This window comes from Neisseria sp. RH3002v2g, assembly GCF_014596425.2.
Classification (GTDB): domain Bacteria; phylum Pseudomonadota; class Gammaproteobacteria; order Burkholderiales; family Neisseriaceae; genus Neisseria.
Map to the genome: position 1 here is coordinate 1,906,254 of NZ_CP110721.1, position 26,855 is coordinate 1,933,108.

At 52.8% G+C, this 26,855-nt stretch carries 20 protein-coding genes, 2 tRNA genes and 2 rRNA genes; 15 read left to right on the forward strand and 9 right to left on the reverse strand.

The window, feature by feature from the left end; genetic code table 11:
• The first annotated feature begins 15 nt into the window (after positions 1-15).
• Positions 16-1,281, forward strand: a complete 1,266-nt coding sequence (gene efeB / locus BBP27_RS08995; RefSeq protein WP_063068633.1) for an iron uptake transporter deferrochelatase/peroxidase subunit — start codon at positions 16-18, stop codon at positions 1,279-1,281.
• A 78-nt stretch (positions 1,282-1,359) separates the two neighbouring features.
• Here the strand turns inward: efeB and BBP27_RS09000 are convergent, their stop codons facing one another.
• The 3 genes from BBP27_RS09000 to BBP27_RS09010 all read right to left on the reverse strand — a co-directional run bounded on the left by BBP27_RS09000 (position 1,360) and on the right by BBP27_RS09010 (position 3,863).
• Positions 1,360-1,827, reverse strand: coding sequence for a CinA family protein (locus BBP27_RS09000; RefSeq protein WP_070504075.1), 468 nt, complete (start codon positions 1,825-1,827; stop codon positions 1,360-1,362).
• 76 nt (positions 1,828-1,903) lie between these two features.
• Positions 1,904-2,749, reverse strand: a complete 846-nt coding sequence (locus BBP27_RS09005) for a mechanosensitive ion channel family protein (protein WP_150537089.1) — start codon at positions 2,747-2,749, stop codon at positions 1,904-1,906.
• A 112-nt stretch (positions 2,750-2,861) separates the two neighbouring features.
• On the reverse strand, positions 2,862-3,863 hold the full coding sequence (locus BBP27_RS09010) for a thiamine ABC transporter substrate-binding protein (RefSeq protein WP_188211806.1): 1,002 nt from the start codon (positions 3,861-3,863) through the stop codon (positions 2,862-2,864).
• Between the two features lie 64 nt (positions 3,864-3,927).
• Here BBP27_RS09010 and BBP27_RS09015 point away from each other — a divergent pair, with 64 nt between their 5' ends.
• The 5 genes from BBP27_RS09015 to glmS all read left to right on the forward strand — a co-directional run bounded on the left by BBP27_RS09015 (position 3,928) and on the right by glmS (position 9,046).
• Complete coding sequence (locus tag BBP27_RS09015) at positions 3,928-4,575, forward strand: pyrimidine 5'-nucleotidase (RefSeq protein WP_188211805.1); 648 nt, start codon at positions 3,928-3,930, stop codon at positions 4,573-4,575.
• Positions 4,576-4,636: 61 nt separating this feature from the next.
• A complete protein-coding gene (locus BBP27_RS09020) occupies positions 4,637-4,912 on the forward strand; it encodes a membrane lipoprotein lipid attachment site-containing protein (RefSeq protein WP_039861930.1) in 276 nt (91 codons plus the stop codon).
• A gap of 64 nt (positions 4,913-4,976) precedes the next feature.
• The gene (gene glmU, locus BBP27_RS09025) at positions 4,977-6,350 is read left to right on the forward strand and encodes a bifunctional UDP-N-acetylglucosamine diphosphorylase/glucosamine-1-phosphate N-acetyltransferase GlmU (RefSeq protein WP_188211804.1); all 1,374 of its coding nucleotides are present in this window, start codon (positions 4,977-4,979) and stop codon (positions 6,348-6,350) included.
• Between the two features lie 302 nt (positions 6,351-6,652).
• Positions 6,653-7,048: a hypothetical protein gene (locus tag BBP27_RS09030; protein ID WP_223168930.1), complete on the forward strand. Its 396-nt coding sequence runs from the start codon at positions 6,653-6,655 to the stop codon at positions 7,046-7,048.
• A gap of 159 nt (positions 7,049-7,207) precedes the next feature.
• On the forward strand, positions 7,208-9,046 hold the full coding sequence (gene glmS / locus BBP27_RS09035) for a glutamine--fructose-6-phosphate transaminase (isomerizing) (protein ID WP_049349140.1): 1,839 nt from the start codon (positions 7,208-7,210) through the stop codon (positions 9,044-9,046).
• Between the two features lie 78 nt (positions 9,047-9,124).
• Here glmS and BBP27_RS09040 read toward each other — a convergent pair whose 3' ends face one another.
• The 3 genes from BBP27_RS09040 to BBP27_RS09050 form a co-directional block, all read right to left on the reverse strand.
• Complete coding sequence (locus tag BBP27_RS09040; RefSeq protein ID WP_188211803.1) at positions 9,125-9,484, reverse strand: DUF2628 domain-containing protein; 360 nt, start codon at positions 9,482-9,484, stop codon at positions 9,125-9,127.
• 131 nt (positions 9,485-9,615) lie between these two features.
• Positions 9,616-10,914, reverse strand: a complete 1,299-nt coding sequence (locus BBP27_RS09045; RefSeq protein WP_188211802.1) for a M16 family metallopeptidase — start codon at positions 10,912-10,914, stop codon at positions 9,616-9,618.
• 58 nt (positions 10,915-10,972) lie between these two features.
• Positions 10,973-12,322: a M16 family metallopeptidase gene (locus BBP27_RS09050; protein ID WP_188211801.1), complete on the reverse strand. Its 1,350-nt coding sequence runs from the start codon at positions 12,320-12,322 to the stop codon at positions 10,973-10,975.
• Positions 12,323-12,517: 195 nt separating this feature from the next.
• On the opposite strand from BBP27_RS09050, the gene BBP27_RS09055 reads away from it, so the two are divergent.
• Positions 12,518-13,696 carry a phosphoglycerate kinase gene (locus tag BBP27_RS09055; RefSeq protein WP_036493913.1) on the forward strand — a complete coding sequence of 393 codons (1,179 nt, stop codon included), beginning with the start codon at positions 12,518-12,520 and terminating at the stop codon, positions 13,694-13,696.
• A gap of 95 nt (positions 13,697-13,791) precedes the next feature.
• Here BBP27_RS09055 and yccS read toward each other — a convergent pair whose 3' ends face one another.
• From yccS to BBP27_RS09070, 3 genes are all read right to left on the reverse strand, one after another.
• Positions 13,792-15,927, reverse strand: a complete 2,136-nt coding sequence (yccS, locus tag BBP27_RS09060) for a YccS family putative transporter (RefSeq protein ID WP_188211800.1) — start codon at positions 15,925-15,927, stop codon at positions 13,792-13,794.
• 163 nt (positions 15,928-16,090) lie between these two features.
• Entirely contained in the window at positions 16,091-17,320 is a 1,230-nt protein-coding gene (locus tag BBP27_RS09065; RefSeq protein ID WP_003747654.1) for a PilT/PilU family type 4a pilus ATPase, read from the reverse strand.
• A gap of 86 nt (positions 17,321-17,406) precedes the next feature.
• The gene (locus tag BBP27_RS09070; RefSeq protein ID WP_003747652.1) at positions 17,407-18,453 is read right to left on the reverse strand and encodes a type IV pilus twitching motility protein PilT; all 1,047 of its coding nucleotides are present in this window, start codon (positions 18,451-18,453) and stop codon (positions 17,407-17,409) included.
• Between the two features lie 117 nt (positions 18,454-18,570).
• On the opposite strand from BBP27_RS09070, the gene BBP27_RS09075 reads away from it, so the two are divergent.
• The 8 genes from BBP27_RS09075 (at position 18,571) to BBP27_RS09110 (ending at position 26,849) form a co-directional block, all read left to right on the forward strand.
• The gene (locus tag BBP27_RS09075; RefSeq protein WP_188211799.1) at positions 18,571-19,269 is read left to right on the forward strand and encodes a YggS family pyridoxal phosphate-dependent enzyme; all 699 of its coding nucleotides are present in this window, start codon (positions 18,571-18,573) and stop codon (positions 19,267-19,269) included.
• 76 nt (positions 19,270-19,345) lie between these two features.
• Positions 19,346-20,143, forward strand: a complete 798-nt coding sequence (proC, locus tag BBP27_RS09080) for a pyrroline-5-carboxylate reductase (RefSeq protein ID WP_188211798.1) — start codon at positions 19,346-19,348, stop codon at positions 20,141-20,143.
• A 2-nt stretch (positions 20,144-20,145) separates the two neighbouring features.
• Complete coding sequence (locus BBP27_RS09085; RefSeq protein WP_188211797.1) at positions 20,146-20,703, forward strand: YggT family protein; 558 nt, start codon at positions 20,146-20,148, stop codon at positions 20,701-20,703.
• Between the two features lie 232 nt (positions 20,704-20,935).
• Entirely contained in the window at positions 20,936-21,352 is a 417-nt protein-coding gene (gene dksA / locus BBP27_RS09090) for an RNA polymerase-binding protein DksA (protein ID WP_003747644.1), read from the forward strand.
• Positions 21,353-21,809: 457 nt separating this feature from the next.
• Positions 21,810-23,350 (forward strand): 16S ribosomal RNA (locus tag BBP27_RS09095).
• A 105-nt stretch (positions 23,351-23,455) separates the two neighbouring features.
• Positions 23,456-23,532 (forward strand) — tRNA-Ile (locus tag BBP27_RS09100).
• A gap of 5 nt (positions 23,533-23,537) precedes the next feature.
• Positions 23,538-23,613 (forward strand) — tRNA-Ala (locus BBP27_RS09105).
• Positions 23,614-23,960: 347 nt separating this feature from the next.
• A 23S ribosomal RNA gene (locus tag BBP27_RS09110) occupies positions 23,961-26,849 on the forward strand.
• The 16S and 23S rRNA genes sit together here with 2 tRNA genes alongside, the layout of an rRNA operon.
• Positions 26,850-26,855 lie beyond the last annotated feature (6 nt).

Here is a 26,855-nt window from a genome sequence, read left to right on the forward strand (position 1 = left end):
GCCAAGGAGCAGACCATGAGCCAAAACAAACAACCGGCACAACCCGAAAAACGAACCCTTTTCAAAACTGCCCTTGCCGCCGGCGCCATCGGCGTTGCCGGTTATTTTGCCGGTAAAAAACAAGGCGAAGCCGCCGCCGAAACCCAAAACAACCAACATTCCGAGCTGGCCTATCCGTGTTATGGCGAGCATCAGGCAGGCATCGTTACGCCACACCAGCTCTTCGGCATCATGTGTGCCTTTGACGTTACCGCCAAAGACGCCAAACAACTTGAAAACCTGTTCCGCGCCCTGACCGCCCGCATCGAATTCCTCACCCAAGGCGGCGAATACCAAGACGGCGACGACAAACTCCCGCCTGCAGGCAGCGGCATCCTCGGCAAACAATTCCGCCCCGACGGGCTGACGGTTACCGTCGGCGTCGGCAGCAGCCTCTTTGACGACCGCTTCGGCCTCAAAGACAAAAAGCCGAAACACTTGCAAGAAATGCGCGACTTCCCCAACGACAAACTCCAAAAATCTTGGTGCGACGGCGACCTCAGCCTGCAAATTTGCGCATTCTCCCCCGAAACCTGCCAAGCCGCCCTGCGCGACATCATTAAAAATACCGCCCAGTTTGCCGTGATCCGTTGGAGCATAGACGGTTGGCTCCCTAAAGCCGAACCCGGCGCCATTGCCGCGCGCAATCTTTTAGGTTTCCGTGACGGCTCCGGCAATCCCAAAGTCGAAGATCCCAAAGTCGCCGATCAAGTCCTGTGGACAGGTGTTGCCGCCAACAGCTTGGACGAACCAGCATGGACGAAAAACGGCAGCTATCAGGCCGTCCGCCTCATCCGCCACTTTGTCGAATTTTGGGACCGCACCCCAATGCAGGAACAAACCGATATTTTCGGCCGGCGCAAATACAGCGGTGCGCCCATGGACGGTAAAAAAGAGGGCGACACCGCCGATTTTGCCAAAGACCCAGACGGCAAAATCACGCCCAAAGACAGTCATATGCGCCTTGCCAATCCGCGCGATCCCGAGTTTATGAAAAAACACCTGCTCTACCGCCGCGCCTTCAACTACTCGCGCGGCCTCGCCGCCAACGGCCAGCTCGATGTCGGCTTGGTGTTCATCTGCTATCAGGCCAACCTTGCCGACGGCTTCATCTTCGTGCAAAACCTGCTCAACGGCGAGCCGCTGGAGGAATACATCAGCCCGTTTGGCGGCGGCTATTTCTTCGTCCTGCCGGGTGTCGAAAAAGGCAGCTTCCTCGGCAAAGAGCTTTTGGGCGTATAAATCCGCCGATGGTTTGAATAGATAAAAAGGCCGTCTGAAACCTGATTTCCAGATTTCAGACGGCCTGAGTTTTTTCTATCAAACTAAATGTTCCGCCAAGAAAGCCAATGCGTATTCGACGGCTTGCGCCCTTACTGCTTCGCGATCGCCTGTGAATAGCGCGGTTTGCTCAAACGAGCCTTCGGGCGTGGCCAGGCCAAACCAGACTGTGCCGACCGGTTTGGCCGCGCTGCCGCCGCCAGGGCCGGCGATGCCGGAAATACTCAAGGCGTAATCTGCCTGCGCGACGGCTTTTGCGCCGCGAGCCATTTCATAGACGGTCTCGCGGCTGACCGCACCGTGTTTCAGCAAGGTATCGGGCATGACGCCGAGGCGGTCTTGTTTGGCTTGGTTGCTGTATGTGACGAAGCTTTGATGAAACCATTGCGAGCTGCCGGGAATGGAAGTCAGCGCACCTGCAAGCAGGCCGCCGGTGCAGGACTCGGCGCAGGTAACGGTTTGGCGGCGGCTGGTCAGGTGTTCGGCGATGGTTTGCAGATGGGACATGGCGGCTCCTTATGGAAAAGGGTGGAATGGGGCGGGCGTTTGACCCGCCGGGTTTCAGACGGCCTGAAAGCTGAAATCAGGCTTTCGGCTGAATGAGGTGGACATCACATTGTGGGAATGGGATGTTGATGTTGGCGGCACGCAGGTTTTCAACCACTTGCTCGTTCAGGGCGAATCGGAACGGGCCGAGATTTTCTTCTTGCGTCCACGCCCAAAGGGTAATTTCGATGGCACTGTCGCCAAGGTTGGTAATGTAGGCGACAGCCGGTTTGTCTTCGGTTTGGACGCACAGGGGATTTTCAGTCGCGGCACGCAATACGGCGTCTTTGGCAACTTTTAAATCACAGGCGTAATCGACGCCGACCACGACTTGGGCGCGGCAGAGGGACAGGGAGGAGCGGTTGACGATGCTGTTGCTCATGACCACGCTGTTGGGCAGGATGATTTCTTCGTTGTCGGGTGTGCTCAATGAGGTCTGCACCATTTTGATTTCGCGGACGAAGCCTTCAAGGCCATTGACTTTGATGTAATCGCCGACTTGAAACGGACGGAACAGGATAATCAGCGCACCGGCGGCAAAGTTGGACAGTTGGTCTTTCAATGACAAAGCCACGGCCAAGCCTGCGCCGCCGATCAGGGCGGTTACGGAAGTGGTCGGGATGCCGAGTTTGCCCAGTGCGGCGATGATGACGAGGATCAGCAGGCCGATGTTGGCGACGTTGCCGAGGAAGCTGACCAGTGTTTTATCGACTTTGGCGCGTGTCAGCGCAGCTTTCATCAGTGTTACCAAGCGTGTGGCGATCCAGCGGCCGATAAAGAAGATGGCTAAGGCGGCCAGCAGGTTGGTACCGAAAGACATGCCGGTTTGGGCGAGTTGTTCCCAGCCGGAGAACGAAGAGAGGACTTGAAGATCGAAATTCATGATTGTGTGTATGCGTGTGAAATTGTTTAAAAGGTTATTGTAAAACAAGGCCGTCTGAAAAACTAATGATTTGTTTTTCAGACGGCCTTGATGTGTTTTTAAGTTTTTCGGTTTAACGTAAAACAGTTTTGCTCCAACGGCTCACCCATTGTTTTTGTTTGGTGTTGATGTCGGCGCGGTTGGGGGAATCGCTGTGTTTCGGGGTTTGGGCAAACTCGAATACTTTGGGCAGCGACGTGTTTTTGGCAGCCGGATAGACCCACATTTCGGCAGGCAGGGCTTTTTGCACTTCGCCGCTTTGCAGCCAGCTCACCAGTTTGGCTGCCAGCTCGGGTTGTTTTGCGCCTTTCAAAACGGCCGCGCCTTCAACTTGGCGGAATGTGCCGCCTTTGAGGAAGAGGTTGCCGGTGGGCGGGGTGCTGTATTTGCCTTTGGAGTAGTGGACTTCGGCCGCCGGGCTGGTGGCATAGCTGACCACGAGGGGATAGGCGCCGCCGTTTTGGGTAAAGTCGGTGTAGTAGGCTTCGCTCCAGCCTTTGGCAACTTTCACGCCGTTTTGGCGCATTTGCGCCCACCATTTGAACGCGCCTTCTTCACCCATGCCGCCGATGTTGGCCAAGAGGAAGGAGAGGCCGGGCGAGGATGTGGCGGGAGACGGGGTTACCAGAAGGTTTTTATATTCCGGTTTGGTCAGATCTTGCAGGGTTTGCGGCAGGGGCAGTTTTTTCTGTTCAAACCATTTTTTGTCGTAGTTGATGGCGACATAGGCGTAATCAACAGCCAGCGCATCGGGCAGGGAAGCGGTTACGGGCGCGGATTTGGGTTGGTTGGCGGCGAGGATGCCGGCGGCTTTGGCTTTGCCGATGTTGGCGTTGTCCAAACCGTAAACCGCATCGGCAATCGGGTTGGCCTTGCTCAAAATCAGTTTGTTGAGCATTTCGTTGCCGCTGCCTGCCTTAATGACGAACACTTTGGCATCGTTGGCTTTTTCAAATTGCGCGATGACGGATTGGGGCAGGCTGAAGGATTTGTGCACGGCCAAACGCACTTCGGTTTGGGCGTACAGGTTTGCCGAAGCCAGCAATAGGGCCAAGGAGGACAATTTCAGTTTCATTCTCTTTCCTTTGTACGGGTAAAATACGAAATATCATAACAAAATCTGCATATCAAGGCACGATATGAATCATTCTTCCGTTTGGCTGTTTGACCTCGACAATACTTTGCACAATGCCGAAGCCGGCATTTTCTACATTATCAACCGCGCCATGACCGAATACATGGCAGGCCGTCTGAAACTTTCCGAAGAAGCCGCCTCCCATCTGCGCCAAGATTATTGGCACCGATACGGCGCGACGCTTGCCGGTTTGCAAATCCACCATCCCGAAGTCGATATCGATGAATTTTTGCGTGAAAGTCACCCGCTTAAGCAAATTTTGGCAAAGGTGGAGGGTATGGATGGAACTGATGACGTTTTAGGCCGTCTGAAAGGGCGAAAAGCCGTATTTTCCAACGGGCCTTCGTTTTATGTCCGCGCATTGGTTCAAGCGTTGGGCTTGGAAGCGCATTTTGACGGCTTGTTCGGCACGGATGACTTCGGCCTGCTCTACAAACCCAATCCCCAAGCCTATCTCAACGTCTGCCGCCTGTTGGGCGTTAATCCCGAACAGTGCATCATGGTGGACGACAGCGCCGACAATCTGCACCAAGCCAAAGCCTTGGGCATGAAGACCGTTTGGTACGGCGAAAAAGCCCATCCGTTGCCATTTGCCGACGGCATAGCGAAAGATATGCAGGGCTTGCTTGATTTTGCACAAAACCTGCCATGAAATTTTTAAAAATCAAGTACAATACACGGTATTGCCGACATTTAAAAACAAGGACAACATCATGCGTAAACTCGCTTTAATCCTGACCGCCGCCGCCGTTTTGGCCGGTTGCTCTTGGGAAACCTACACCAACGAATCCGGCCGTACCGCCGTACGCCAAAAATATGCTACCGGCACACCCATTGTTTATCAGGACGGTACTTATTCTAAAAACATGAATTACAACCAGTTCCGCCCAGAGCGCCGCGCTGTCCAATCCAATCAAGCGGAACACGCTGAACGCGGCCAAAACTGGCAAAAACCGCAATTTGCCAACCAACAGCCAGCAACCGAATAACAATATCCCCAAGGCCGTCTGAACTTTTCAGACGGCCTCAAACAACGACAACGGAAACCGTATCATGGCTCAGACAGCTTTAAATATCGTCATCCTCGCCGCTGGCAAAGGCACGCGCATGTACTCCAAAATGCCCAAAGTGCTGCACCGCATCGGCGGCCTTCCCATGGTTGAGCGCGTTATCGACACCGCCGCCTCCCTGAATCCCCAAAACATCTGCGTCGTCATCGGCCACGGCAAAGACCAAGTCTTGGACACCGTCAAACGCGATGTCGTTTGGGTTGAACAAACCGAACAGCTCGGCACTGGCCACGCCGTCAAAACTGCCCTGCCGCACCTGTCTGCCGAAGGCCGCACGCTGGTGTTGTACGGCGACGTTCCCCTAATTGACGCCGCCACCCTCGAAACCCTGCTCGAAGCCGCAGGCAACGAAGTCGGCCTGTTGACCGACGTGCCCAACGACCCTACAGGCTTGGGCCGCATCATCCGCGACAGCAACGGCAACGTAACCGCCATTGTCGAAGAAAAAGACGCCGATGCCGCCCAAAAAGCCGTAAAAGAAATCAACACCGGCATTTTGGTTCTGCCCAACGCCAAACTCGAAGCTTGGTTGAACAGCCTTTCCAGCAACAATGCCCAAGGCGAATACTATCTGACCGACCTCATCGCCAAAGCCGTTGCCGACGGTATTAAAGTTCATCCCGTCCAAGTGCGCGCCTCCCATCTGGCCGCCGGCGTGAACAACAAACTCCAACTGGCCGAACTCGAGCGCATTTTCCAAACCGAACAGGCGCAAGAATTGCTCAAAGCAGGCATCACCCTGCGCGATCCGGCGCGTTTTGATTTACGAGGCCGTCTGAAACACGGACAAGATGTCGTGATTGACGTCAACGTCGTCATCGAAGGCGAAGTCGAACTCGGCGACAACGTCGAAATCGGTGCCAACTGCGTGATCAAAAACGCCAAAATCGGTGCCAACACCAAAATCGCCCCATTCTCTCATTTTGAAGGTTGCGAAGTCGGCGAAAACAACCAAATCGGCCCATACGCCCGCCTGCGTCCGCAAGCCAAACTGGCCGACGACGTACACATCGGCAACTTCGTCGAAGTCAAAAACGCCACCATCGGCAACGGCACCAAAGCCAACCACCTCACCTACATCGGTGATGCCGAAATCGGCAGCAAAACCAACTTCGGAGCAGGCACGATCATCGCCAACTACGACGGCGTGAACAAACACAAAACCGTCATCGGCGACGAAGTGCGTATCGGTTCAAACTGCGTCTTAATCGCCCCCGTAACGTTGGGTAACAAAGTGACGACAGGCGCAGGCAGCGCAATTACCAAAAACGTCGAAGACGGCAAACTCGTCCTCGCCCGTTCACGCCAAACCGTCATCGAAGGCTGGGTGCGTCCGGAAAAAGGCGATAAGAAGTAAAACCGGCCTTTTATTTATTTTCAGACGGCCTTGAGAAACAACAGGCCGTCTGAAGGTAAGAAAGATTTATATATCGTTAACATTAGCAACTTTAATTATGGGGGGACATTGGGTTAGTTTTATTTAAGCGTTATTCAGAGTAAGAAAATTAATGCAGATATGATTAAACGGATCAGTTAAGTGGATATTGTCTATTACAGAAATAATTTATACACGAGGACAGGTAAAGTCGGAGAAAATGAGTATAGGATTATTCGTAAACAGTAAAAAATGATACATACTGAATATTTAGAGAGTAAAAAATGAAAAAATATATTTTATTTCTTTTGTTAATTCCATTGATGTCATATGCTCACGCTTCATCTTTTTCTGGCACTTGGTCATATACTGATCAGGTTGGAGATACTGTGGGCGGAAAAGAATTGGTTCTTAAACAGAAGGGTAATTTAGTTACAGGAGTATGGAATGAAGGAATTTCGACAGGTAGCGGAGGAAGTGGAAAATTAAAAGGATATGTGAAGGGCAATAAACTATTTTTAAGCTATTGTTCTGATGAGGGAAATAATTGGTATAAATCTTGCCCCCAATATGATGATAATAGAAGTTATTTTATTATAAAAAATAATAAAATCATTGAATACAATACGATGAATAATAAAAAATATAAAAAAGGCAATGAATTTATTTTAGTAAAATAATAAATTTAAAGTAAGGAATATTTTTAAAAATATATTTTACCTTGCGGTAGGTATTTATTCTTATTAAGAATTATTTATAAATTGACAGAAGTAATCCCCTATGCCGTCTGAAAGTCAGTGGCGTAGATTTTTTCAAACTTTTGATACTAAGGAACTTATATGTGCGGTATCGTAGGTGCTATTCGCGCCAATCACAATGTAGTCGATTTTCTGACCGACGGTCTCAAACGCCTTGAATACCGAGGCTATGATTCGTCAGGTATTGCCGTAAACATGGACGGCAAAATCAAACGCGTCCGCCGTGTCGGCCGTGTGCAGCTGATGGAGGACGCCGCACGCGAAAAAGGCGTGTTCGGACACATCGGCATCGGCCATACCCGTTGGGCAACCCACGGCGGTGTAACCGAGCCTAACGCCCACCCCCATATTTCCGGCGGCATGATTGCGGTTGTCCACAACGGCATCATCGAAAACTTCGAAGCCGAACGCGAACGCCTGCAAGCTTTGGGTTACACCTTCGAATCGCAAACCGATACCGAAGTCATCGCCCACAGCGTCAACCACGAATACACACAAAACGGCGGCAAACTGTTTGAAGCCGTCCAAGCTGCGACTGCCCGTTTCCACGGCGCATACGCCATTGCCGTTATCGCACAAGACAACCCTGAAGAAATGGTTGTTGCGCGCATGGGCTGCCCGCTGTTGGTGGCCTTGGGCGACCAAGAAACCTTCATCGCTTCCGACGTATCCGCCGTGATTGCCTTTACCCGCCGCATCGCCTACTTGGAAGACGGCGACATTGCCCTGCTGAACGCAAACGGTATCGAAAAACTGCTCGACAAAACCGGTGCGCAAACCGAACGCGCGGTTAAAGTATCCGAATTGTCTCTGGCTTCTTTGGAGTTGGGCCCATACAGCCACTTCATGCAAAAAGAAATCCACGAGCAACCCCGCGCCATCGCCGATACCGCCGAAGTCTTCCTTGACGGCGGCTTCGAACCCGAAAACTTCGGCGCGAACGCCCGCGAAGTGTTCGACGATATCCACAGCATCAAAATCCTTGCCTGCGGCACGTCCTACTATGCCGCGCTGACCGCCAAATACTGGCTCGAATCCATCGCCAAAGTACCGACCGACGTGGAAATCGCCAGCGAATACCGCTACCGCGACGTGATTGCCGATCCGAAACAATTGGTCATCACCATTTCCCAATCCGGCGAAACCCTGGACACCATGGAAGCCCTGAAATACGCGCAATCCTTGGGACACAAACACAGCCTGTCTATCTGTAACGTGATGGAATCCGCCTTGCCGCGTGAAAGCGAATTGGTACTGTACACACGCGCCGGCGCAGAAATCGGCGTTGCCTCTACCAAAGCGTTCACGACCCAACTGGTTGTACTGTTCGGCCTGGCCGTTACCTTGGGCAAACAGCGCGGCCTGGTTTCTGACGAACAAGCGCGTGAATACGTCGAGGAACTGCGCCAACTGCCGGGCAGTATTCAGCACGTTCTCAATCTTGAGCCGCAAATCGCCGCTTGGGCGCAAAAATTTGCCAAGAAAACCAGCGCACTCTTCCTGGGCCGCGGCATCCACTTCCCAATCGCCCTTGAAGGCGCATTGAAGCTGAAAGAGATTACCTATATCCACGCCGAAGCGTATCCTGCGGGTGAGCTGAAACACGGCCCGTTGGCCTTGGTGGACGAGAACATGCCCGTTGTCGTGATTGCCCCGAACGACAGCCTGTTGGACAAAGTGAAAGCCAACATGCAGGAAGTCGGCGCACGCGGCGGCGAACTCTTCGTCTTCGCCGACCTCGACAGCAACTTCAATGCCACCGAAGGCGTGCACGTCATCCGCGCCCCACGCCACGTCGGCGTACTCTCGCCGATTGTGCATACCATCCCCGTGCAGCTCCTGTCTTACCACGCCGCCCTCGCACGCGGTACAGACGTGGACAAACCGCGCAACTTGGCTAAATCGGTAACGGTTGAATAAGCAATAAACCGGTTAAAAAAAAGCCGTCTGAAACCTGTTTCAAGGTTTCAGACGGCTTTTTTATTTTAAGAATCCGATTTATTTTTCGTATTCAGAAATGTATTGTGCGACAGCAGCTTCCGGGTTATTGGCCTGAATGACTTTAGGTGCTTCTTGATAGCCGCGTTTTTTCAGATTTCCTTCACGCAATTTGTTGCCTTGTAAGCCAAGTACAATGCCTACACCGAAGCCAAGTGCGCTGACAAGGCTTCCCATGGCCGGATTGTCACCGGCGATTAAATTCAAAATTATAAATACAACAAAGATTCCGATACCCAAACCCCATATTTTTTTCACGCATGCCCAGATGCCGCCAAAGAAAAATGCAGGCCAAGACCAACCTTGTTTGACAGCTTCATATTGACCTGTCGGATTTTTGAATATTTTGTAAGTTTTCATAAAATATATTCCTTTTACGATCAAAAATTGAAAAAACAAGTGATTGTATCACGATAACATAAATAATTTGAATAATTAGGAAAATAGGCCGTCTGAAAAATCTTTCAGACGGCCTGTTGTTTTAAAGCGTTTTATTCTGCACCGACAACGACGGTGTTGAGGTCTTTGAATTTGACGCGGCGTTGCCATGCGTCGCGGACTTGTTCGACGGTCAGGCTGTTGATGGCTTTGGGGTAGGCTTCCAAGTAGTCGTTGGGCAGGTCGTAGAGGCCGATCAGGCTCAGGTAGTTGAGCAGTTTGTCGTTGGAGTCGTAGCGCAGGGGGAAGCTGCCGACGATGTTGGCTTTGGCCTGTTTCAGTTCGGCTTCGGTCGGGCCTTCGGCGATAAACTGTTCGATGACGGCTTGGGTATCGGCCAGTGAGGCTTTGGTGTTTTTCTTTTGGGTGGAGTAGGAAACGGCAAACGTGCCTTCTTCTGTCGCCGGGGCAAGGCTGCTGTATACGCCGTAGGTGTAGCCGTGTTGGTCGCGCAAAACTTTCATGAGGCGGCTGTCAAAACCGCCGCCGCCGAGGATGTAGTTGCCGGCAACGAGGGCATAGTAGTCGGGGTCGTGGCGTTTGATGAGAGAGGTGCCGAGCAGGACTTGTGCTTGTGTGCCGGCAAAGGGGATGTCGCGGCGTTGGGTGGTTTGTTTGGGAACGGGCGGGATGGTGTGGGTTGCGGTGGCTTTGGCCGGCAGGTCTTTGAGGACGCGATCGACCAGTTGCTCTGCCTGTTTGCGGTTGAGGTCGCCGACGATGGCAACGATGGCGTTGTCTTTGCCGTAGTGGGTGCGGTGGAAGGCGCGGATGTCGTCCAGACTAACTCGTTTGAGGCTGTCAACGGTTATGTTTGCGCCGCTGCCGTAGGGGTGTTTCGGGTAGATGAGTTTGGTCAGTTCGCGCGTGGCGGTATAGTCGGGGGTGGTTTCTTGTTGTTGCAAGCCGGTGATGGATTGGGTTTGACGGCGGCGGAAAACGGCTTCGTCAAAGCGCGGACGGGTCAGCGAGTGGTTGAGCAAGTTGGCGGCTTTGTTGCGGATGTCGGCTTTGCTGAGGCTGCGGAAGCCTGCGGACGCGCTCTCGGCATTGCTGTCGCTGCTGATTTGTGCGCCGATGTTGTCGGCTTCGGCATTGAAGGCTTCTTCGTCCAGCTCTTGGGTGCCGTCGGTCAGGAGGGCGGCGGTAAATTCGGCAACTTGGCTTTTGCCGTCCGGATTGGCGACGCTGCCTGCGCCCTTGAAGCTGACTTCAAGGTCGATGATGGGGTTTTCGTGGCGTTCGACAAGGAGGATTTGGGTACCGTCGCGGTTGCGCCAGCGTTGGATGTCGGTGGCGGCTTGGACGCTTAAGGGCAGGAGTAGGGCAAGGGCGAGCAGGGTGGGTTTCATGTTGTGGCTTTCTGTTAGGGCCGTCTGAAAGGGTATGGGCTTTCAGACGGCCTGATGTTTATCGGCGTTTGGCAGCTTTTTTGCTTGGTGCGGCGGCAGGTTTTTGCGGCTCGATGATGACGGTACTCATGCGCTCGTCGGTCAACATCCGGGCTGCGGCCTGTACTTCTTGCGCGCTGACGGCCTGTAGGCGGCGGTGGATTTCTTGTTCGTCGGTATATTGGAAACCGCGCGCTTCGAGGCGGCCCATCATGGAGGCTTGGGAAGACATGGAGTCTTTGGCGTAGATTTCGCTGACCGCTGCTTGGGTTTTGACGCGCTGCAATTCTTCTTCTGAAACGCCGTTGTCGGCAATGTCTTTGATTTCTTGACGCAATTGGGTAATCAAGGTATCGGCTTTCACGCCTTCGGCAGGCATGGCTATTACGCTGAACAGCGGCATTTCACGGCTGATGATGTCGTAATGCGTTCCTGCACTCAATGCGGTTTGCTTGCCGCGTACGAGGTTTTTGTCAAAACGGCTGGATGCGTTGCCTGCCAAAATATCGGAGAGGATATCGAGGGCAAAAGGCATCGTGTCATCGAGTTTTTGGAGTTTCGGCACACGGAAGTTGATGGCAATCAGCGGCTGGTGTGTAACCGGAGAAGTGGCTTTGACTGTAACAGGCTTGCGCAAATAGGGTTCGGTATTGAGTTTGTTGCGCGGCGGCTGGGCTTTGGCCGGAATATCGCCAAAGAGTTTGGCGGCCGTCTGAAGCGTTTGTTTGGCATCGACATCGCCGACAATGACCAATACGGCATTGTTAGGCGCGTAATATTGTTTGTACCACGCGCGCAGGTCGTCGGCTTTGAGGGTGTGCAAATCTTTCATGTAGCCGATGACGGAGGCGCGCATGGACGGTTGGGTAAAGGCGGCAAGATAGGTTTGCTCCCACATTTTGCCGTCGGCCGTGTCTTCCGTGCGCTGGCGGCGTTCTTCGCGGATGACGTTCATCTCGTTGAGGAATTCTTTGTCGCTGAAGTTGAGGTTGTGCATGCGGTCGGCTTCGAGCTTCAGAATCTCGGGCAGGTTGGCGGCGGCGACGTTTTCGTAATAGACCGTTTCATTTCGGTTGGTGTAGGCATTGTTTTGTCCGCCCAGCTCGGACACACGGCGGTTGAACTCGCCGGAGGGAACGTCTTTTGTGCCTTTAAACATCATGTGTTCCAAAGCGTGGCTCAGGCCGCTTTTGCCCGGTTTTTCATCCACGCTGCCGATTTTGTACCAAATCTGCGAAACGGCCACTGGCGCGCGGTGGTCTTCTTTGACGATGATTTTCAGACCGTTGGGCAGGGTTTCAGAAAGCGTCTGCGCCCATGAAGCGGCAGGCAGCGCGAAGGCAAGCATTAAAGCAATTCGGCGTAACATGGTTCAATCCGTAAAATGAAAATCAATCGCCAAAGTATAGCGGAAAATCTGCAAAGATTGGCCGAATGTTTCAGACGGCCTGCGGCTTTATCTGCTGATTCACATCAAGCGCGGCCGTTGCCAATCTTTACCGTCGCGCCTCATTCGCGGATAATCCCAAACATTCCCGTTCCCAACCATCACAAAGGAATCATCATGGCATTTTTGAAACTGACCGAACAAAATGTTCAAGGCAAAACCGTTCTGATCCGCGCCGATATGAACGTACCGTTTAAAGACGGCAACATCAGCGACGACACCCGTATCCGCGCTTCGCTCGCATCCATCAAATACTGCTTGGACAACGGCGCGTCTGTGATCGTGATGACCCACCTCGGCCGTCCGACCGAAGGCGAATTCCATCCTGAAGACGATGTAGCGCCTGTTGCCGCGCATTTGGGCAAACTGTTGGGCAAAGACGTGAAAGTATTGAACGACTGGCGTGAAAACAAACCGACTTTGAACGCCGGTGATGTCGTGATGCTGCAAAACGTGCGCATCAACAAAGGTGAGAAGAAAAACGACTTGGAGCTGGGCAAAGCCTACGCTTCTTTGTGCGATGTGTTCGTTAACGACGCATTCGGTACCGCCCACCGCGCCCAAGCTTCGACTGAAGCCGTTGCCCAAGCCGCACCGGTTGCCTGCGCCGGCGTATTGATGGCGGGCGAACTCGACGCTTTGGGCAAAGCCCTGAAACAACCGGCTCATCCGATGGTTGCCATCGTTGCCGGCAGCAAAGTGTCCACCAAGCTGACCATCCTCGAATCTTTGGCCGACAAAGTCGACCAACTCATCGTCGGCGGCGGCATTGCCAATACCTTCCTGTTGGCAGAAGGCAAGGCCATCGGCAAATCTTTGGCCGAACACGATTTGGTGGAAGAATCCAAAAAAATCATGGCGAAAATGGCGGCAAAAGGCGGCTCCGTACCGCTGCCGACTGATGTGGTTGTCGCTAAAGCCTTTGCCGCCGATGCGGAAGCTGTGGTGAAAGACATTGCCGACGTTGCCGAAGACGACATGATTTTGGACATCGGCCCGAAATCCGCCGCTGCTTTGGCCGAGTTGCTCAAAGCTGCAGGCACTGTCGTATGGAACGGCCCGGTCGGCGTGTTTGAATTTGACCAATTTGCCGGCGGTACCAAAGTATTGGCCGAAGCGATTGCCCAAAGCGATGCGTTCTCGATTGCCGGCGGCGGCGACACTTTGGCGGCGATTGCCAAATTCGGCGTAACCGATCAAATTAGCTACATCTCCACCGGCGGCGGCGCGTTCCTCGAATTCTTGGAAGGCAAAGAGTTGCCTGCCGTTGCTGCTTTGGAAAAACGCGGCGCGTAATCGGTTTTAATATCGATGGCTGAATAAAGGCCGTCTGAAATCTGGAAATCAGGTTTCAGACGGCCTTATTTATTTTGTTGAAATGTGTTATCGGTTTAGGCGGTTTGCGTATCCGACTGTCTGTGCAATGCCTGATAACACGGTGTAAGCTGGCGGATGATGAGGTCAAGCTGGTGTTTGAGGATGTGGTCTTGCTGCGCTTGTGTGTTTTGTTCAAGCTCGGCAAATTCCTGACGGATTTGGGTCATGGCCGTTTCAAAAGCCTCGGGGTCGGTTTGGGGCATTTGGGTCAGCAACTCGGCGATGTGGTGGGTCAGGCGGGCATATGGGGCGAAGGTATCGCTGCCGTCGTGATGAACCTGGTCGCGGTATGCGCCGAGCGCGGAAATGTGGCCGGTCAGTGCATAGCTGGTTTTGAGCAGGGTAAAACCGTCTTGCAGGCGGTCTTGGTATTTTTTCGGGTTGCTGCTCATGTCGGATAAGGTGCTGCTGAGGGCGGCGGTGCTTTCGTGGGCTTGGCGTCGGGTGAGGCGGTAGTCGACATCGTCGCGGCTGCCGTTTTGCAGCTGGTCGAGGATGGCGTCGAGATAGCGGCCGTTGGCAGTGATGGTCTGGGCGGCGGTGTGGCTGAGGGTGAGGTAACGCCAATCGGGCCAGAGGTAAGTGGCGGCGGCCCATGCGATAACGGAACCGACGATGGTGTCGATGATGCGGATGGGCATGGCGTGGTACACGTCCAAACCGGCAAGCGAGAGGCTGGTCAGGGCTTGGATGGTGATGAAGAAGGTGGAGAAGCTGTATTTGTAGCTTCGGGTGATGAAAAACAGGGTGGTGCTAGCGATGACAATCCAGAGTTTGGTTTCAACGGACGGGGTGAAGTAGGGAACGAGCGAACCGACAATCACGCCGAGAATTGTACCGGCGATACGTTGGTACACGCGGCTTTTGGTGGCGGTGTAGTTGGGTTGGCAGACGAAAAGGGCGGTCAGTAGAATCCAGTAGCCGAGGTTGAGATGAAGGATTTCGACAATGATGCAGGCCGCGGCCACGACGATGGAGAGACGGGTGGCATGGCGGAAGACGCCGGATTCGAAATTGAGCTGGCTGAGGACGGTCTCGCCGATGTTGCGGAACTTGGTGTTTTCAAGGGCGGCGATGCGGGTGTCGGTGTTGTCGTTTTCGGCAAGGGACGCGTCGTTTTGCAGTTGCCGCAGTTGGTAATCGACGCTGCTGAGATTGTCGAGCAGCCGGCGGATATTGTGGAGGTTGGCATTGTCGGCGTGGGTTTCGGCAAAATGGCCGAGGGATTGGCGGCAGCCTTCCATGGCGCGGCCGAGGCGTTTGCTGTATGCGTAGGGTTTGTTGTTGCGTAGGGTGGCGGCAATGTTCCGGCACGCCTGACCCTGCATTTCGAGCAGGCGGCGGATGCGGAAGATGAGGTCGGTGTTTTTGAGCTGCTCGGCCATTTCGCTGTAATCGACGTGGGCGGAGCTGATGCGTTCGTGCATGTCTTGCGCGCTGAGGTAGTAGCGCAGCATTTTGGCGGTGCGCGGATGGCGGTGTTGACCGCGTAATCGGTAGAAAAGTGCGGCACGGCATTGGTTGAAGGCGGTAATCACGCCGGTGTTGCTCATGGCCAGGTCGATTTGGCGGTTGCCCAACCATGCGGCTTCGTCGGGGTCGAAAAAGTCGGCTTTGGCATCGAAGTAGTTGCTGAGTGCGTCGTAGGCGTTGGCAACGGTTTCTTGGACGGGGCGGTGGGGCAGGATGATTTGGAAGATCAGGGTGTTGACGCTGTATAGGACTGTGCCCAGCAGAATCATGACGGGATTGGTCAGCCAGTAGCTTTCGGGGGTGTAGGTCAGCGTGGTGTAGGTGGCGACGGCGAGCGCACCGAAAGCGATGGTGCGGTATTTGAGGCCGATGGTGCCGAGGATGGTGAAGCCGAAAGTCATCAGGGTCATGGCCAAGATGAAGGGAACGCCTGTGCCGATGGTGCTTTGGGCAAGCAGTGAGGAGAGGGTAAACAGGGCGACGGTGATAACGATGTTTATCAGACGGCCTGTGAGGCGGTTGTCCAAATCGACCAAACCGCCGGCAATAATGCCGAGTACGAAGGGCATGGCGAGTTTGGGGGTGTTAAAGTGCCAAACGAGGGTGGCGGCGATGAATACGCTGGCGAAGACGGGTAGGGAGGCAATGATCAGAGGTTTGAGCGGCGGGGTGTTCATGGTTGGGTTGTTTTATTTGTTATGAGATGAATGATTGGATTTTAACAGGATTTTCAGTCGGTTTCAGAATGCTTTAAATGAGATAAGGCCGTCTGAACGGATACGGCGAAATGCTTGATTTCGTTTCCACATCTGTTCAGACGGCCTTGTTTGGCCTGCGTCATCAGGTCATCAGGTTGAGGTCGCTGATGCGGTCGTAGAGACGCTCGGTATTGTTGCCCTCGTCGTGCATTTGAATGCGCAGGCGCAAATCGTTGGCGGATACCGCTTGGCGCAGGGCTTCGCTGAGTTCGATTTGGCCTTGTGCGTAGAGATTGAAGAGATTCTGGTCGAACGTCTGCATGCCGTTGCTGCCGGAGCGTGCCATCAGGTCGCGGATTTCCAGCAATTCGCCTTTGAAAATCAGGTCCTGCATGGCCGGAGTGTTGAGCAGGAGGTCGGTAACGGCCGTGCGTTGGCGGTTTTTCTTGACGACGAGGCGTTGGCCGATGATGCCGACGAGGTTCAACGCCAAATCCATCAAGACCTGTTGGCGGCGGTCTTCCGGATAGAAGTTGATGATGCGCTCGATGGTTTGGGAGGCTGTGCTGGCGTGGATGGTGAAAACGCACAGATGGCCGGTTTGAGCCAGTTGGAGGGCGTATTCCATGCTTTCTTCGCTGCGGACTTCGCCGATACAGACGACGTCGGGTGCTTGACGCATGGCGCTTTGAACGGCGGTTTTCCAGTTGTCGGTATCGATGCCGATTTCGCGCTGGGTGAAGATGCTGCGGCAAGGTTTGTAGATAAACTCGATGGGGTCTTCGATGGTAACGATATGGCCGGGCAGCTTTTGGTTGCGGTAGTTGAGCATGGAGGCCATGGTGGTGGATTTACCCGAACCGGTCGGGCCGGCGAGGATCAGCAGGCCGCGCGGCGCGAGTGCAAGCTCTTGGAGCTTTTCGGGCAAACCGAGGGTCTTCATCTCGGGAATGTCTTGGCTGACGCGGCGCAATACCATGCCTACGCGGCCTTGCTCGTGGTAGGCGTTGACGCGGTAGCGCGTGTTGCTGCGCGATTGGACGGAATAGTTGATTTCCCAGTCGCGATTGAAGGCTTCAAGCTGGTCGGGGTTCATGGTGGATTCGGCGATGGCGGCGGTGTCCGCGCCGGTCAGTGCTTTGTGGGGCATGGGCGTGAGGGTGCCGCCGACTTTGATGGCAGGGGGAAAGCCTGCGCTGATGAAGATGTCGGAGGCGTTGCGTTTTTCAGCCTCTTCACACATGCGGTCGAGCAGGGGGTGAAGATGCGTGCCGATTTCGGCCGGGGTGGGGATGTGCGGTGCTTGGTTTTTTTGTGAGTAGGCTTGCACCATTTCGCTTAACAGGTCGTGCAGAGGGGCGAGGTCGCTCATGATGATTCTCTTTAAAACGGGTATTCGGTCAGGCTCAAAGGCCGTCTGAAAACGGGATGATGGGATTCAGACGGCCTGAGGATGGTTTAGAAAACAGAGAGGTTTTCGATGTTTTGCGCTTTGCTGCGTGCCATCTCGGGGCTGATGGTGCCTTGGCGGACAAGGGTTTGCAGGGCTTGATCGAGGGTTTGCATACCGTGGGCCTGACCGGTTTGGAGGGCGGCGTTGATTTGGGCGATTTTGTTCTCGCGGATGAGGTTGCGCACGGCCGGTGTGGAAATCAGGATTTCGTGCGCGGCGACGCGGCCGTTGCCGTCGCGGGTTTTCAGCAGGGTTTGGGAAATGATGGCGCGCAAGGACTCGGATAACATGGAACGCACGATTTCTTTTTCGCCGGCTGGGAATACGTCGACAATACGGTCGATGGTTTTGGCGGCGCCGGTCGTGTGCAGCGTGCCGAAAACCAAGTGGCCGGTTTCGGCGGCGGTCAGGGCGAGGGAGATGGTTTCAGGGTCGCGCATCTCACCGATCAAAATCACGTCGGGGTCTTCGCGCAGGGCGGAACGCAGGGCGTTGGTGAAACTGTGGGTGTGCTGATGCAGCTCGCGTTGGTTGATGAGCGCTTTTTTGCTTTGATGGACGAACTCAATCGGGTCTTCGATGGTCAGAATGTGGGCCGGTTGGGTTTCGTTGATGTAGTTGACCATCGCTGCCAGCGTGGTGGATTTACCCGAACCGGTCGGGCCGGTTACCAAGACCAAACCGCGCGGATTTTCGGCAATTTTTTGGAAAATGCGCGGCGCACGCAATTCTTCCAGCGTCAGGACGGTGCTCGGAATGGTACGGAATACGGCGGCCGGGCCGCGTTCGGTCATAAAGGCGTTGACGCGGAAACGGGCAACATTGGGCAGCTCAAATGAGAAATCGACTTCAAAATCCTGTTGATAGAGCTTGCGCTGGTGGTCGTTCATGACCGAGGTAATCATGGTGCCGACTTCTTCCGGGCTCATCTCGGGCAGGTTGATGCGGCGGATGTCGCCGTGTACGCGTATCATAGGGGAAATGCCCGAACTCAAATGGAGGTCGGAGGCTTTGTTTTTCACGCCGAACGCGAGTAAGTCGGTAATCTGCATAATGTGGCCTTGTTTTGGTTTAGAATAATAAAATCGCTTTATTTTAAATAGATAAACCCGTTCGACCAAGTAAAATTTTCAAAATGCCGAGTGATGAACGGGTTAAAGGAGAAAACCATGTCGGTATTGCAACAAAACTATCGGGACGTATGCCGGGCGGTTGAACAGGCGGCAGAGGCTGCCGGACGGCCTGCGGATGCGGTAAAGCTGGTGGCGGTCAGTAAGACATTTCCGGCAGACGATATCCGCGAAGTGTATGCGGCCGGTCAGCGCGATTTCGGCGAGAACTATATTCAGGAATGGTTTGAAAAAACGGAAACGCTGGCCGATTTATCGGATATTGTTTGGCACGTTATCGGTGATGTGCAGTCTAATAAAACCAAATTTGTGGCCGAGCGTGCACATTGGGTGCATACGGTAGGCCGTCTGAAAACGGCGCGGCGCTTGAGCGAACAAAGGCCGTCTGAAATGCCGCCGTTGCAGGTGTGCATTGAAGTGAACATTGCCGCTGAAGAGGCAAAACACGGCGTGGCGCCCGATGAAGCGGTCGGGCTGGCCCTTGAAGTGGCCAAGTTGCCGAATATTCAAGTGCGCGGATTGATGTGTGTGGCCAAGGCCGACAGCAGCGACGATGAGTTGCGCAGCCAGTTTCACACCATGCAACGGCTGTTGGCTGAGTTGAACGCGGCAGGTGTCGAGGCAGATGTTTTGTCTATGGGTATGTCCGGCGATATGCCAATCGCGGTAGAATGCGGCGCAACCCATGTCCGCATCGGCAGCGCGATTTTCGGCAAGCGGCATTATCCTCAAGCGTAAAATTAATGGCCGTCTGAACAGGACAGACAGCAGTTTCAGACGGCCTGATCGATATCACAAAGGAGTGACATATATTATGAATATCTATTTTCTCGGCGGCGGCAATATGGCGACTGCCATTGCAGGCGGTTTGGTCAAACAAGACGGCTATCGTGTCCATATTGTCGAACGCGGCGCTGAGAGACGAGAGCAACTGGTTCAAGAATTAGGCGTAGCCACTTCTGAAAACCTGCCCGAATTGAGCGCGGACGATGTCCTCATTCTCGCTGTCAAACCGCAAGACATGCAGGCAGCCTGTCAAAACATTCGTTTGAATGGCACGCTGGTGTTGTCCGTAGCGGCTGGTTTATCCATCAATACCCTCAGCCATTATCTGGGCGGCACGCGCCGTATCGTACGTATCATGCCCAATACGCCGGCCAAAATCGGTTTGGGCGTATCCGGTATGTTTGCCGATGCAAGCGTTTCAGAAACCGACCGCGCAGCCGCAGACAGCATCATGCGTTCTGTCGGCACGACCGTTTGGTTGAACGAAGAAGAGCAACTCCACAATATTACCGGCATCAGCGGCAGCGGCCCCGCATATGTTTTCTATCTGTTGGGCGCGCTCCAAAACGCGGCTTTGGCACAAGGTTTCAACGAACAAGACGCACGCGAACTGAGCCTCGCCACATTTAAAGGCGCAGTGGCTTTGGCCGAACAAACCGGCGAAGCATTCGCACAATTACAGCAAAACGTAACTTCTAAAGGCGGCACGACACACGAAGCCATCGAAACCTTCAAAGCCCGTCACGTTGCCGAGGCCATCGAACAGGGCGTAGAAGCCTGCGTTAAACGTTCGCAAGAAATGGCGCAACAATACAAGGCCGTCTGAACATGCGCGGCGACTTGCTCCTATTATTGGCAGACGCTATTGCAATCCTGTGTATCACGCGCTTTTTGCTCCGATACGCAGGATTGGCAGCAGAACACCCCCTGCTCAAATTCAGCATACAGGCAACAGGCTGGCTGACCAAACCTTGGCAAAAAGCATTTCCATCCGGCGAGAAAACCGATTGGTACTGCCTGCCCGCAGGTTTTCTGGTGTATTACCTTGCCTGTACCTCCATTATTTTCATCTCGCCGGCATTATCCATCAGCAATAAGCTGATTCTGGCAAACTTCTGGTTTGCCGCACTCCATATGCTGAAAGCCGCAGCCTATACATTACTTATCGCTCTGATTATCAGAATGGTGTCCAGCATACAGGGCCGCTATTCGCCGTTGACTTATGCCATCGAACGAATCCTGCAACCATTGCTCAAACCGTTTTCCTTTTTACGCGTAGGACGATACGATTTTTCAGGCAGTTTGTTGGCACTCTTATTATGGTTGTGGCTGGCCCGATGGTTTCCCCAGCTTATCCAGCAAACCAACCTATGGTTGCTTCAATAGGCTGTCTGAAAGCGCAGTAGGTATTAACGACCAAAAATACAACGTCCTAAAAAGCGCTTTAATACATTTAGGTGTAAGGTAGTGCAAAAAAGTGCAAATCGAAATATAAAGAACAAATGAATAGGTAAAACATGATATGATTCGCCCAATTTCCAAAACGGAAATTCAAGAAAACCCAATAAAAGCAAACCCGTAGCATCCAAATCATTAACATAAACCGAAAGCAGACACCATGGCAAAGCTGACAGAACAAGATATTTTAAACTGGGATGGTCCTGAAGAGGACTACATGAACAGCGACCAATTGGCCTTCTTCCGCGAACTACTGGTTAAAATGCAAGAAGAGCTGATTGAAAATGCAAACACCACTACCGGTCATCTCCAAGAGCACGAATCCGCCCCCGATCCTGCCGACCGCGCTACCCAAGAAGAAGAATACGCTTTAGAACTGCGCACCCGCGACCGCGAGCGTAAACTTCTCAGTAAAGTACAAGCAACCATCCGCAGCATTGACGAAGGCGATTACGGTTTCTGTGCCGATACCGGTGAACCCATCGGCCTCAAACGCCTGCTGGCACGTCCGACCGCGACACTGTCCGTAGAAGCGCAAGAGCGACGCGAACGAATGAAAAAACAGTTTGCCGACTAAAATATAGACATAAAACCTCAAAAAGGCCGTCTGAAACCAAAATTTCAGACGGCCTTAGTATTGAATCGGGTTGGATTTTGGAAGTGAATAGGGAAGATTTGAGGTGTTTTTAGAAAAATAAAAACCCTGTTAAAACAGGGGGGTGGTTAAATTTCTAGAAATAATTTTGCGAAAGGTGTTGACTGGTTTTGTTGAGAGGCGTATAGTTCGGTTCTTCGCCGCTGACGCGGTGAAGAAAACGAAGCAGACAGTATAACACAGTTGGTTGAAATTTTCGATAATTTTAGTTGACATTTGCTAAATGTACTGTATAATTCGATTCGCTCTTTAAAAAACAGATTACCGATAAGTGTGAGTGCATTAGGCCTCACACTGTTTGAAAGACAGACAAGATGATGTTTTAGACATTGTCCTGTCGGTTTCTTTGAAGCAGACCAGAAGTTATAAGTTAGAGATTGAACATAAGAGTTTGATCCTGGCTCAGATTGAACGCTGGCGGCATGCTTTACACATGCAAGTCGGACGGCAGCACAGAGAAGCTTGCTTCTTGGGTGGCGAGTGGCGAACGGGTGAGTAATATATCGGAACGTACCGAGTAATGGGGGATAACTAATCGAAAGATTAGCTAATACCGCATATTCTCTGAGGAGGAAAGCAGGGGACCTTCGGGCCTTGCGTTATTCGAGCGGCCGATATCTGATTAGCTAGTTGGTGGGGTAAAGGCCTACCAAGGCGACGATCAGTAGCGGGTCTGAGAGGATGATCCGCCACACTGGGACTGAGACACGGCCCAGACTCCTACGGGAGGCAGCAGTGGGGAATTTTGGACAATGGGCGCAAGCCTGATCCAGCCATGCCGCGTGTCTGAAGAAGGCCTTCGGGTTGTAAAGGACTTTTGTCAGGGAAGAAAAGGCTGTCGCTAATACCGACAGTTGATGACGGTACCTGAAGAATAAGCACCGGCTAACTACGTGCCAGCAGCCGCGGTAATACGTAGGGTGCGAGCGTTAATCGGAATTACTGGGCGTAAAGCGAGCGCAGACGGTTACTTAAGCAGGATGTGAAATCCCCGGGCTCAACCTGGGAACTGCGTTCTGAACTGGGTGACTAGAGTGTGTCAGAGGGAGGTAGAATTCCACGTGTAGCAGTGAAATGCGTAGAGATGTGGAGGAATACCGATGGCGAAGGCAGCCTCCTGGGATAACACTGACGTTCATGCTCGAAAGCGTGGGTAGCAAACAGGATTAGATACCCTGGTAGTCCACGCCCTAAACGATGTCAATTAGCTGTTGGGCAACTTGATTGCTTAGTAGCGTAGCTAACGCGTGAAATTGACCGCCTGGGGAGTACGGTCGCAAGATTAAAACTCAAAGGAATTGACGGGGACCCGCACAAGCGGTGGATGATGTGGATTAATTCGATGCAACGCGAAGAACCTTACCTGGTCTTGACATGTACGGAATCCTCCAGAGACGGAGGAGTGCCTTCGGGAGCCGTAACACAGGTGCTGCATGGCTGTCGTCAGCTCGTGTCGTGAGATGTTGGGTTAAGTCCCGCAACGAGCGCAACCCTTGTCATTAGTTGCCATCATTAAGTTGGGCACTCTAATGAGACTGCCGGTGACAAGCCGGAGGAAGGTGGGGATGACGTCAAGTCCTCATGGCCCTTATGACCAGGGCTTCACACGTCATACAATGGTCGGTACAGAGGGTAGCCAAGCCGCGAGGTGGAGCCAATCTCACAAAACCGATCGTAGTCCGGATTGCACTCTGCAACTCGAGTGCATGAAGTCGGAATCGCTAGTAATCGCAGGTCAGCATACTGCGGTGAATACGTTCCCGGGTCTTGTACACACCGCCCGTCACACCATGGGAGTGGGGGATACCAGAAGTAGGTAGGGTAACCGTAAGGAGCCCGCTTACCACGGTATGCTTCATGACTGGGGTGAAGTCGTAACAAGGTAGCCGTAGGGGAACCTGCGGCTGGATCACCTCCTTTCTAGAGAAAGAAGAGGTCTGATGCATTCACACTTATCGGTAAACTGTAAAAGATGCGGAAGAGAAAAGCTTGAGTGAAGACAAGATTCGCTTAAGAAGAGAATCCGGGTTTGTAGCTCAGCTGGTTAGAGCACACGCTTGATAAGCGTGGGGTCGGAGGTTCAAGTCCTCCCAGACCCACCAAGAACGGGGGCATAGCTCAGTTGGTAGAGCACCTGCTTTGCAAGCAGGGGGTCATCGGTTCGATCCCGTTTGCCTCCACCAAGCACTTTACAAATCAAAGGAAGCCTGCTATACTTAGCAGCTTATTTTGATTTGCGAAGTGAAATATCGACGCATCGATCTTTAACAAATTGGAAAGCCGAAATCAACAAACAAAGACAATGAGTTTGTTTTGATTTTTTATTCTTTGCAAAGGATAAAGAATCTCTCGCAAGAGAAAAGAAAACAAACACAGTATTTGGGTGATGATTGTATCGACTTAATCCTGAAACACAAAAGGCAGGATTAAGACACAACAAGCAGTAAGCTTTATCAAAGTAGGAATTTCAAGTTTGCTTCCCTAGTCAACGGGTAGGTAAACGAAGTCAGAGAGGTTCTTGAAATGATAGAGTCAAGTGAATAAGTGCATCAGGTGGATGCCTTGGCGATGATAGGCGACGAAGGACGTGTAAGCCTGCGAAAAGCGCGGGGGAGCTGGCAATAAAGCTATGATCCCGCGGTGTCCGAATGGGGAAACCCACCTCTTAGGAGGTATCCTTATCTGAATACATAGGATAAGTGAAGCGAACCCGGAGAACTGAACCATCTAAGTACCCGGAGGAAAAGAAATCAACCGAGATTCCGCAAGTAGTGGCGAGCGAACGCGGAGGAGCCTGTACGTGATAACTGTCGAGATAGAAGAACAAGCTGGGAAGCTTGACCATAGTGGGTGATAGTCCCGTATTCGAAATCTCAATGGTGGTACTAAGCGTACGAAAAGTAGGGCGGGACACGTGAAATCCTGTCTGAATATGGGGGGACCATCCTCCAAGGCTAAATACTCATCATCGACCGATAGTGAACCAGTACCGTGAGGGAAAGGCGAAAAGAACCCCGGGAGGGGAGTGAAATAGAACCTGAAACCTGATGCATACAAACAGTGGGAGCACCCTTGTGGTGTGACTGCGTACCTTTTGTATAATGGGTCAACGACTTACATTCAGTAGCGAGCTTAACCGAATAGGGGAGGCGTAGGGAAACCGAGTCTTAATAGGGCGAACAGTTGCTGGGTGTAGACCCGAAACCGAGTGATCTATCCATGGCCAGGTTGAAGGTGCCGTAACAGGTACTGGAGGACCGAACCCACGCATGTTGCAAAATGCGGGGATGAGCTGTGGATAGGGGTGAAAGGCTAAACAAACTCGGAGATAGCTGGTTCTCCCCGAAAACTATTTAGGTAGTGCCTCGAGCAAGACACTGATGGGGGTAAAGCACTGTTATGGCTAGGGGGTTATTGCAACTTACCAACCCATGGCAAACTAAGAATACCATCAAGTGGTTCCTCGGGAGACAGACAGCGGGTGCTAACGTCCGTTGTCAAGAGGGAAACAACCCAGACCGCCAGCTAAGGTCCCAAATGATAGATTAAGTGGTAAACGAAGTGGGAAGGCCCAGACAGCCAGGATGTTGGCTTAGAAGCAGCCATCATTTAAAGAAAGCGTAATAGCTCACTGGTCGAGTCGTCCTGCGCGGAAGATGTAACGGGGCTCAAATCTATAACCGAAGCTGCGGATGCCAGTTTACTGGCATGGTAGGGGAGCGTTCTGTAGGCCGATGAAGGTGCATTGTAAAGTGTGCTGGAGGTATCAGAAGTGCGAATGTTGACATGAGTAGCGATAAAGCGGGTGAAAAGCCCGCTCGCCGAAAGCCCAAGGTTTCCTACGCAACGTTCATCGGCGTAGGGTGAGTCGGCCCCTAAGGCGAGGCAGAAATGCGTAGTCGATGGGAAACAGGTTAATATTCCTGTACTTGATTCAAATGCGATGTGGGGACGGAGAAGGTTAGGTTAGCAAGCTGTTGGAATAGCTTGTTTAAGCCGGTAGGTGGAAGACTTAGGCAAATCCGGGTCTTCTTAACACCGAGAAGTGACGACGAGTGTCTACGGACATGAAGTAACCGATACCACGCTTCCAGGAAAAGCCACTAAGCTTCAGTTTGAATCGAACCGTACCGCAAACCGACACAGGTGGGCAGGATGAGAATTCTAAGGCGCTTGAGAGAACTCGGGAGAAGGAACTCGGCAAATTGATACCGTAACTTCGGGAGAAGGTATGCCCTCTAAGGTTAAGGACTTGCTCCGTAAGCCCTGGAGGGTCGCAGAGAATAGGTGGCTGCGACTGTTTATTAAAAACACAGCACTCTGCTAACACGAAAGTGGACGTATAGGGTGTGACGCCTGCCCGGTGCTGGAAGGTTAATTGAAGATGTGCAAGCATCGGATCGAAGCCCCAGTAAACGGCGGCCGTAACTATAACGGTCCTAAGGTAGCGAAATTCCTTGTCGGGTAAGTTCCGACCCGCACGAATGGCGTAACGATGGCCACACTGTCTCCTCCCGAGACTCAGCGAAGTTGAAGTGGTTGTGAAGATGCAATCTACCCGCTGCTAGACGGAAAGACCCCGTGAACCTTTACTGTAGCTTTGCATTGGACTTTGAAGTCACTTGTGTAGGATAGGTGGGAGGCTTTGAAGCAGAGACGCCAGTCTCTGTGGAGCCGTCCTTGAAATACCACCCTGGTGTCTTTGAGGTTCTAACCCAGACCCGTAATCCGGGTCGGGGACCGTGCATGGTAGGCAGTTTGACTGGGGCGGTCTCCTCCCAAAGAGTAACGGAGGAGTTCGAAGGTTACCTAGGTCCGGTCGGAAATCGGACTGATAGTGCAATGGCAAAAGGTAGCTTAACTGCGAGACCGACAAGTCGAGCAGGTGCGAAAGCAGGACATAGTGATCCGGTGGTTCTGTATGGAAGGGCCATCGCTCAACGGATAAAAGGTACTCCGGGGATAACAGGCTGATTCCGCCCAAGAGTTCATATCGACGGCGGAGTTTGGCACCTCGATGTCGGCTCATCACATCCTGGGGCTGTAGTCGGTCCCAAGGGTATGGCTGTTCGCCATTTAAAGTGGTACGTGAGCTGGGTTTAAAACGTCGTGAGACAGTTTGGTCCCTATCTGCAGTGGGCGTTGGAAGTTTGACGGGGGCTGCTCCTAGTACGAGAGGACCGGAGTGGACGAACCTCTGGTGTACCGGTTGTAACGCCAGTTGCATAGCCGGGTAGCTAAGTTCGGAAGAGATAAGCGCTGAAAGCATCTAAGCGCGAAACTCGCCTGAAGATGAGACTTCCCTTGTGGTTTAACCACACTAAAGAGTCGTTCGAGACCAGGACGTTGATAGGTGGGGTGTGGAAGCGCGGTAACGCGTGAAGCTAACCCATACTAATTGCTCGTGAGGCTTGACTCTATCATT

Bases quoted from the DNA above. Each gene is read 5' to 3' on its own strand.
- proC (WP_188211798.1), top strand. From the start codon at position 19,346: ATGAATATCTATTTTCTCGGCGGCGGCAATATGGCGACTGCCATTGCA.
- BBP27_RS09065 (WP_003747654.1), bottom strand. From the start codon at position 17,320: ATGAGCGACCTCGCCCCTCTGCACGACCTGTTAAGCGAAATGGTGCAA.
- BBP27_RS09070 (WP_003747652.1), bottom strand. From the start codon at position 18,453: ATGCAGATTACCGACTTACTCGCGTTCGGCGTGAAAAACAAAGCCTCC.
- glmU (WP_188211804.1), top strand. From the start codon at position 4,977: ATGGCTCAGACAGCTTTAAATATCGTCATCCTCGCCGCTGGCAAAGGC.
- BBP27_RS09000 (WP_070504075.1), bottom strand. From the start codon at position 1,827: ATGTCCCATCTGCAAACCATCGCCGAACACCTGACCAGCCGCCGCCAA.
- dksA (WP_003747644.1), top strand. From the start codon at position 20,936: ATGGCAAAGCTGACAGAACAAGATATTTTAAACTGGGATGGTCCTGAA.
- BBP27_RS09055 (WP_036493913.1), top strand. From the start codon at position 12,518: ATGGCATTTTTGAAACTGACCGAACAAAATGTTCAAGGCAAAACCGTT.
- efeB (WP_063068633.1), top strand. From the start codon at position 16: ATGAGCCAAAACAAACAACCGGCACAACCCGAAAAACGAACCCTTTTC.
- BBP27_RS09010 (WP_188211806.1), bottom strand. From the start codon at position 3,863: ATGAAACTGAAATTGTCCTCCTTGGCCCTATTGCTGGCTTCGGCAAAC.
- BBP27_RS09005 (WP_150537089.1), bottom strand. From the start codon at position 2,749: ATGAATTTCGATCTTCAAGTCCTCTCTTCGTTCTCCGGCTGGGAACAA.
- BBP27_RS09075 (WP_188211799.1), top strand. From the start codon at position 18,571: ATGTCGGTATTGCAACAAAACTATCGGGACGTATGCCGGGCGGTTGAA.
- BBP27_RS09040 (WP_188211803.1), bottom strand. From the start codon at position 9,484: ATGAAAACTTACAAAATATTCAAAAATCCGACAGGTCAATATGAAGCT.
- BBP27_RS09030 (WP_223168930.1), top strand. From the start codon at position 6,653: ATGAAAAAATATATTTTATTTCTTTTGTTAATTCCATTGATGTCATAT.
- glmS (WP_049349140.1), top strand. From the start codon at position 7,208: ATGTGCGGTATCGTAGGTGCTATTCGCGCCAATCACAATGTAGTCGAT.
- yccS (WP_188211800.1), bottom strand. From the start codon at position 15,927: ATGAACACCCCGCCGCTCAAACCTCTGATCATTGCCTCCCTACCCGTC.
- BBP27_RS09085 (WP_188211797.1), top strand. From the start codon at position 20,146: ATGCGCGGCGACTTGCTCCTATTATTGGCAGACGCTATTGCAATCCTG.
- BBP27_RS09015 (WP_188211805.1), top strand. From the start codon at position 3,928: ATGAATCATTCTTCCGTTTGGCTGTTTGACCTCGACAATACTTTGCAC.
- BBP27_RS09020 (WP_039861930.1), top strand. From the start codon at position 4,637: ATGCGTAAACTCGCTTTAATCCTGACCGCCGCCGCCGTTTTGGCCGGT.
- BBP27_RS09045 (WP_188211802.1), bottom strand. From the start codon at position 10,914: ATGAAACCCACCCTGCTCGCCCTTGCCCTACTCCTGCCCTTAAGCGTC.
- BBP27_RS09050 (WP_188211801.1), bottom strand. From the start codon at position 12,322: ATGTTACGCCGAATTGCTTTAATGCTTGCCTTCGCGCTGCCTGCCGCT.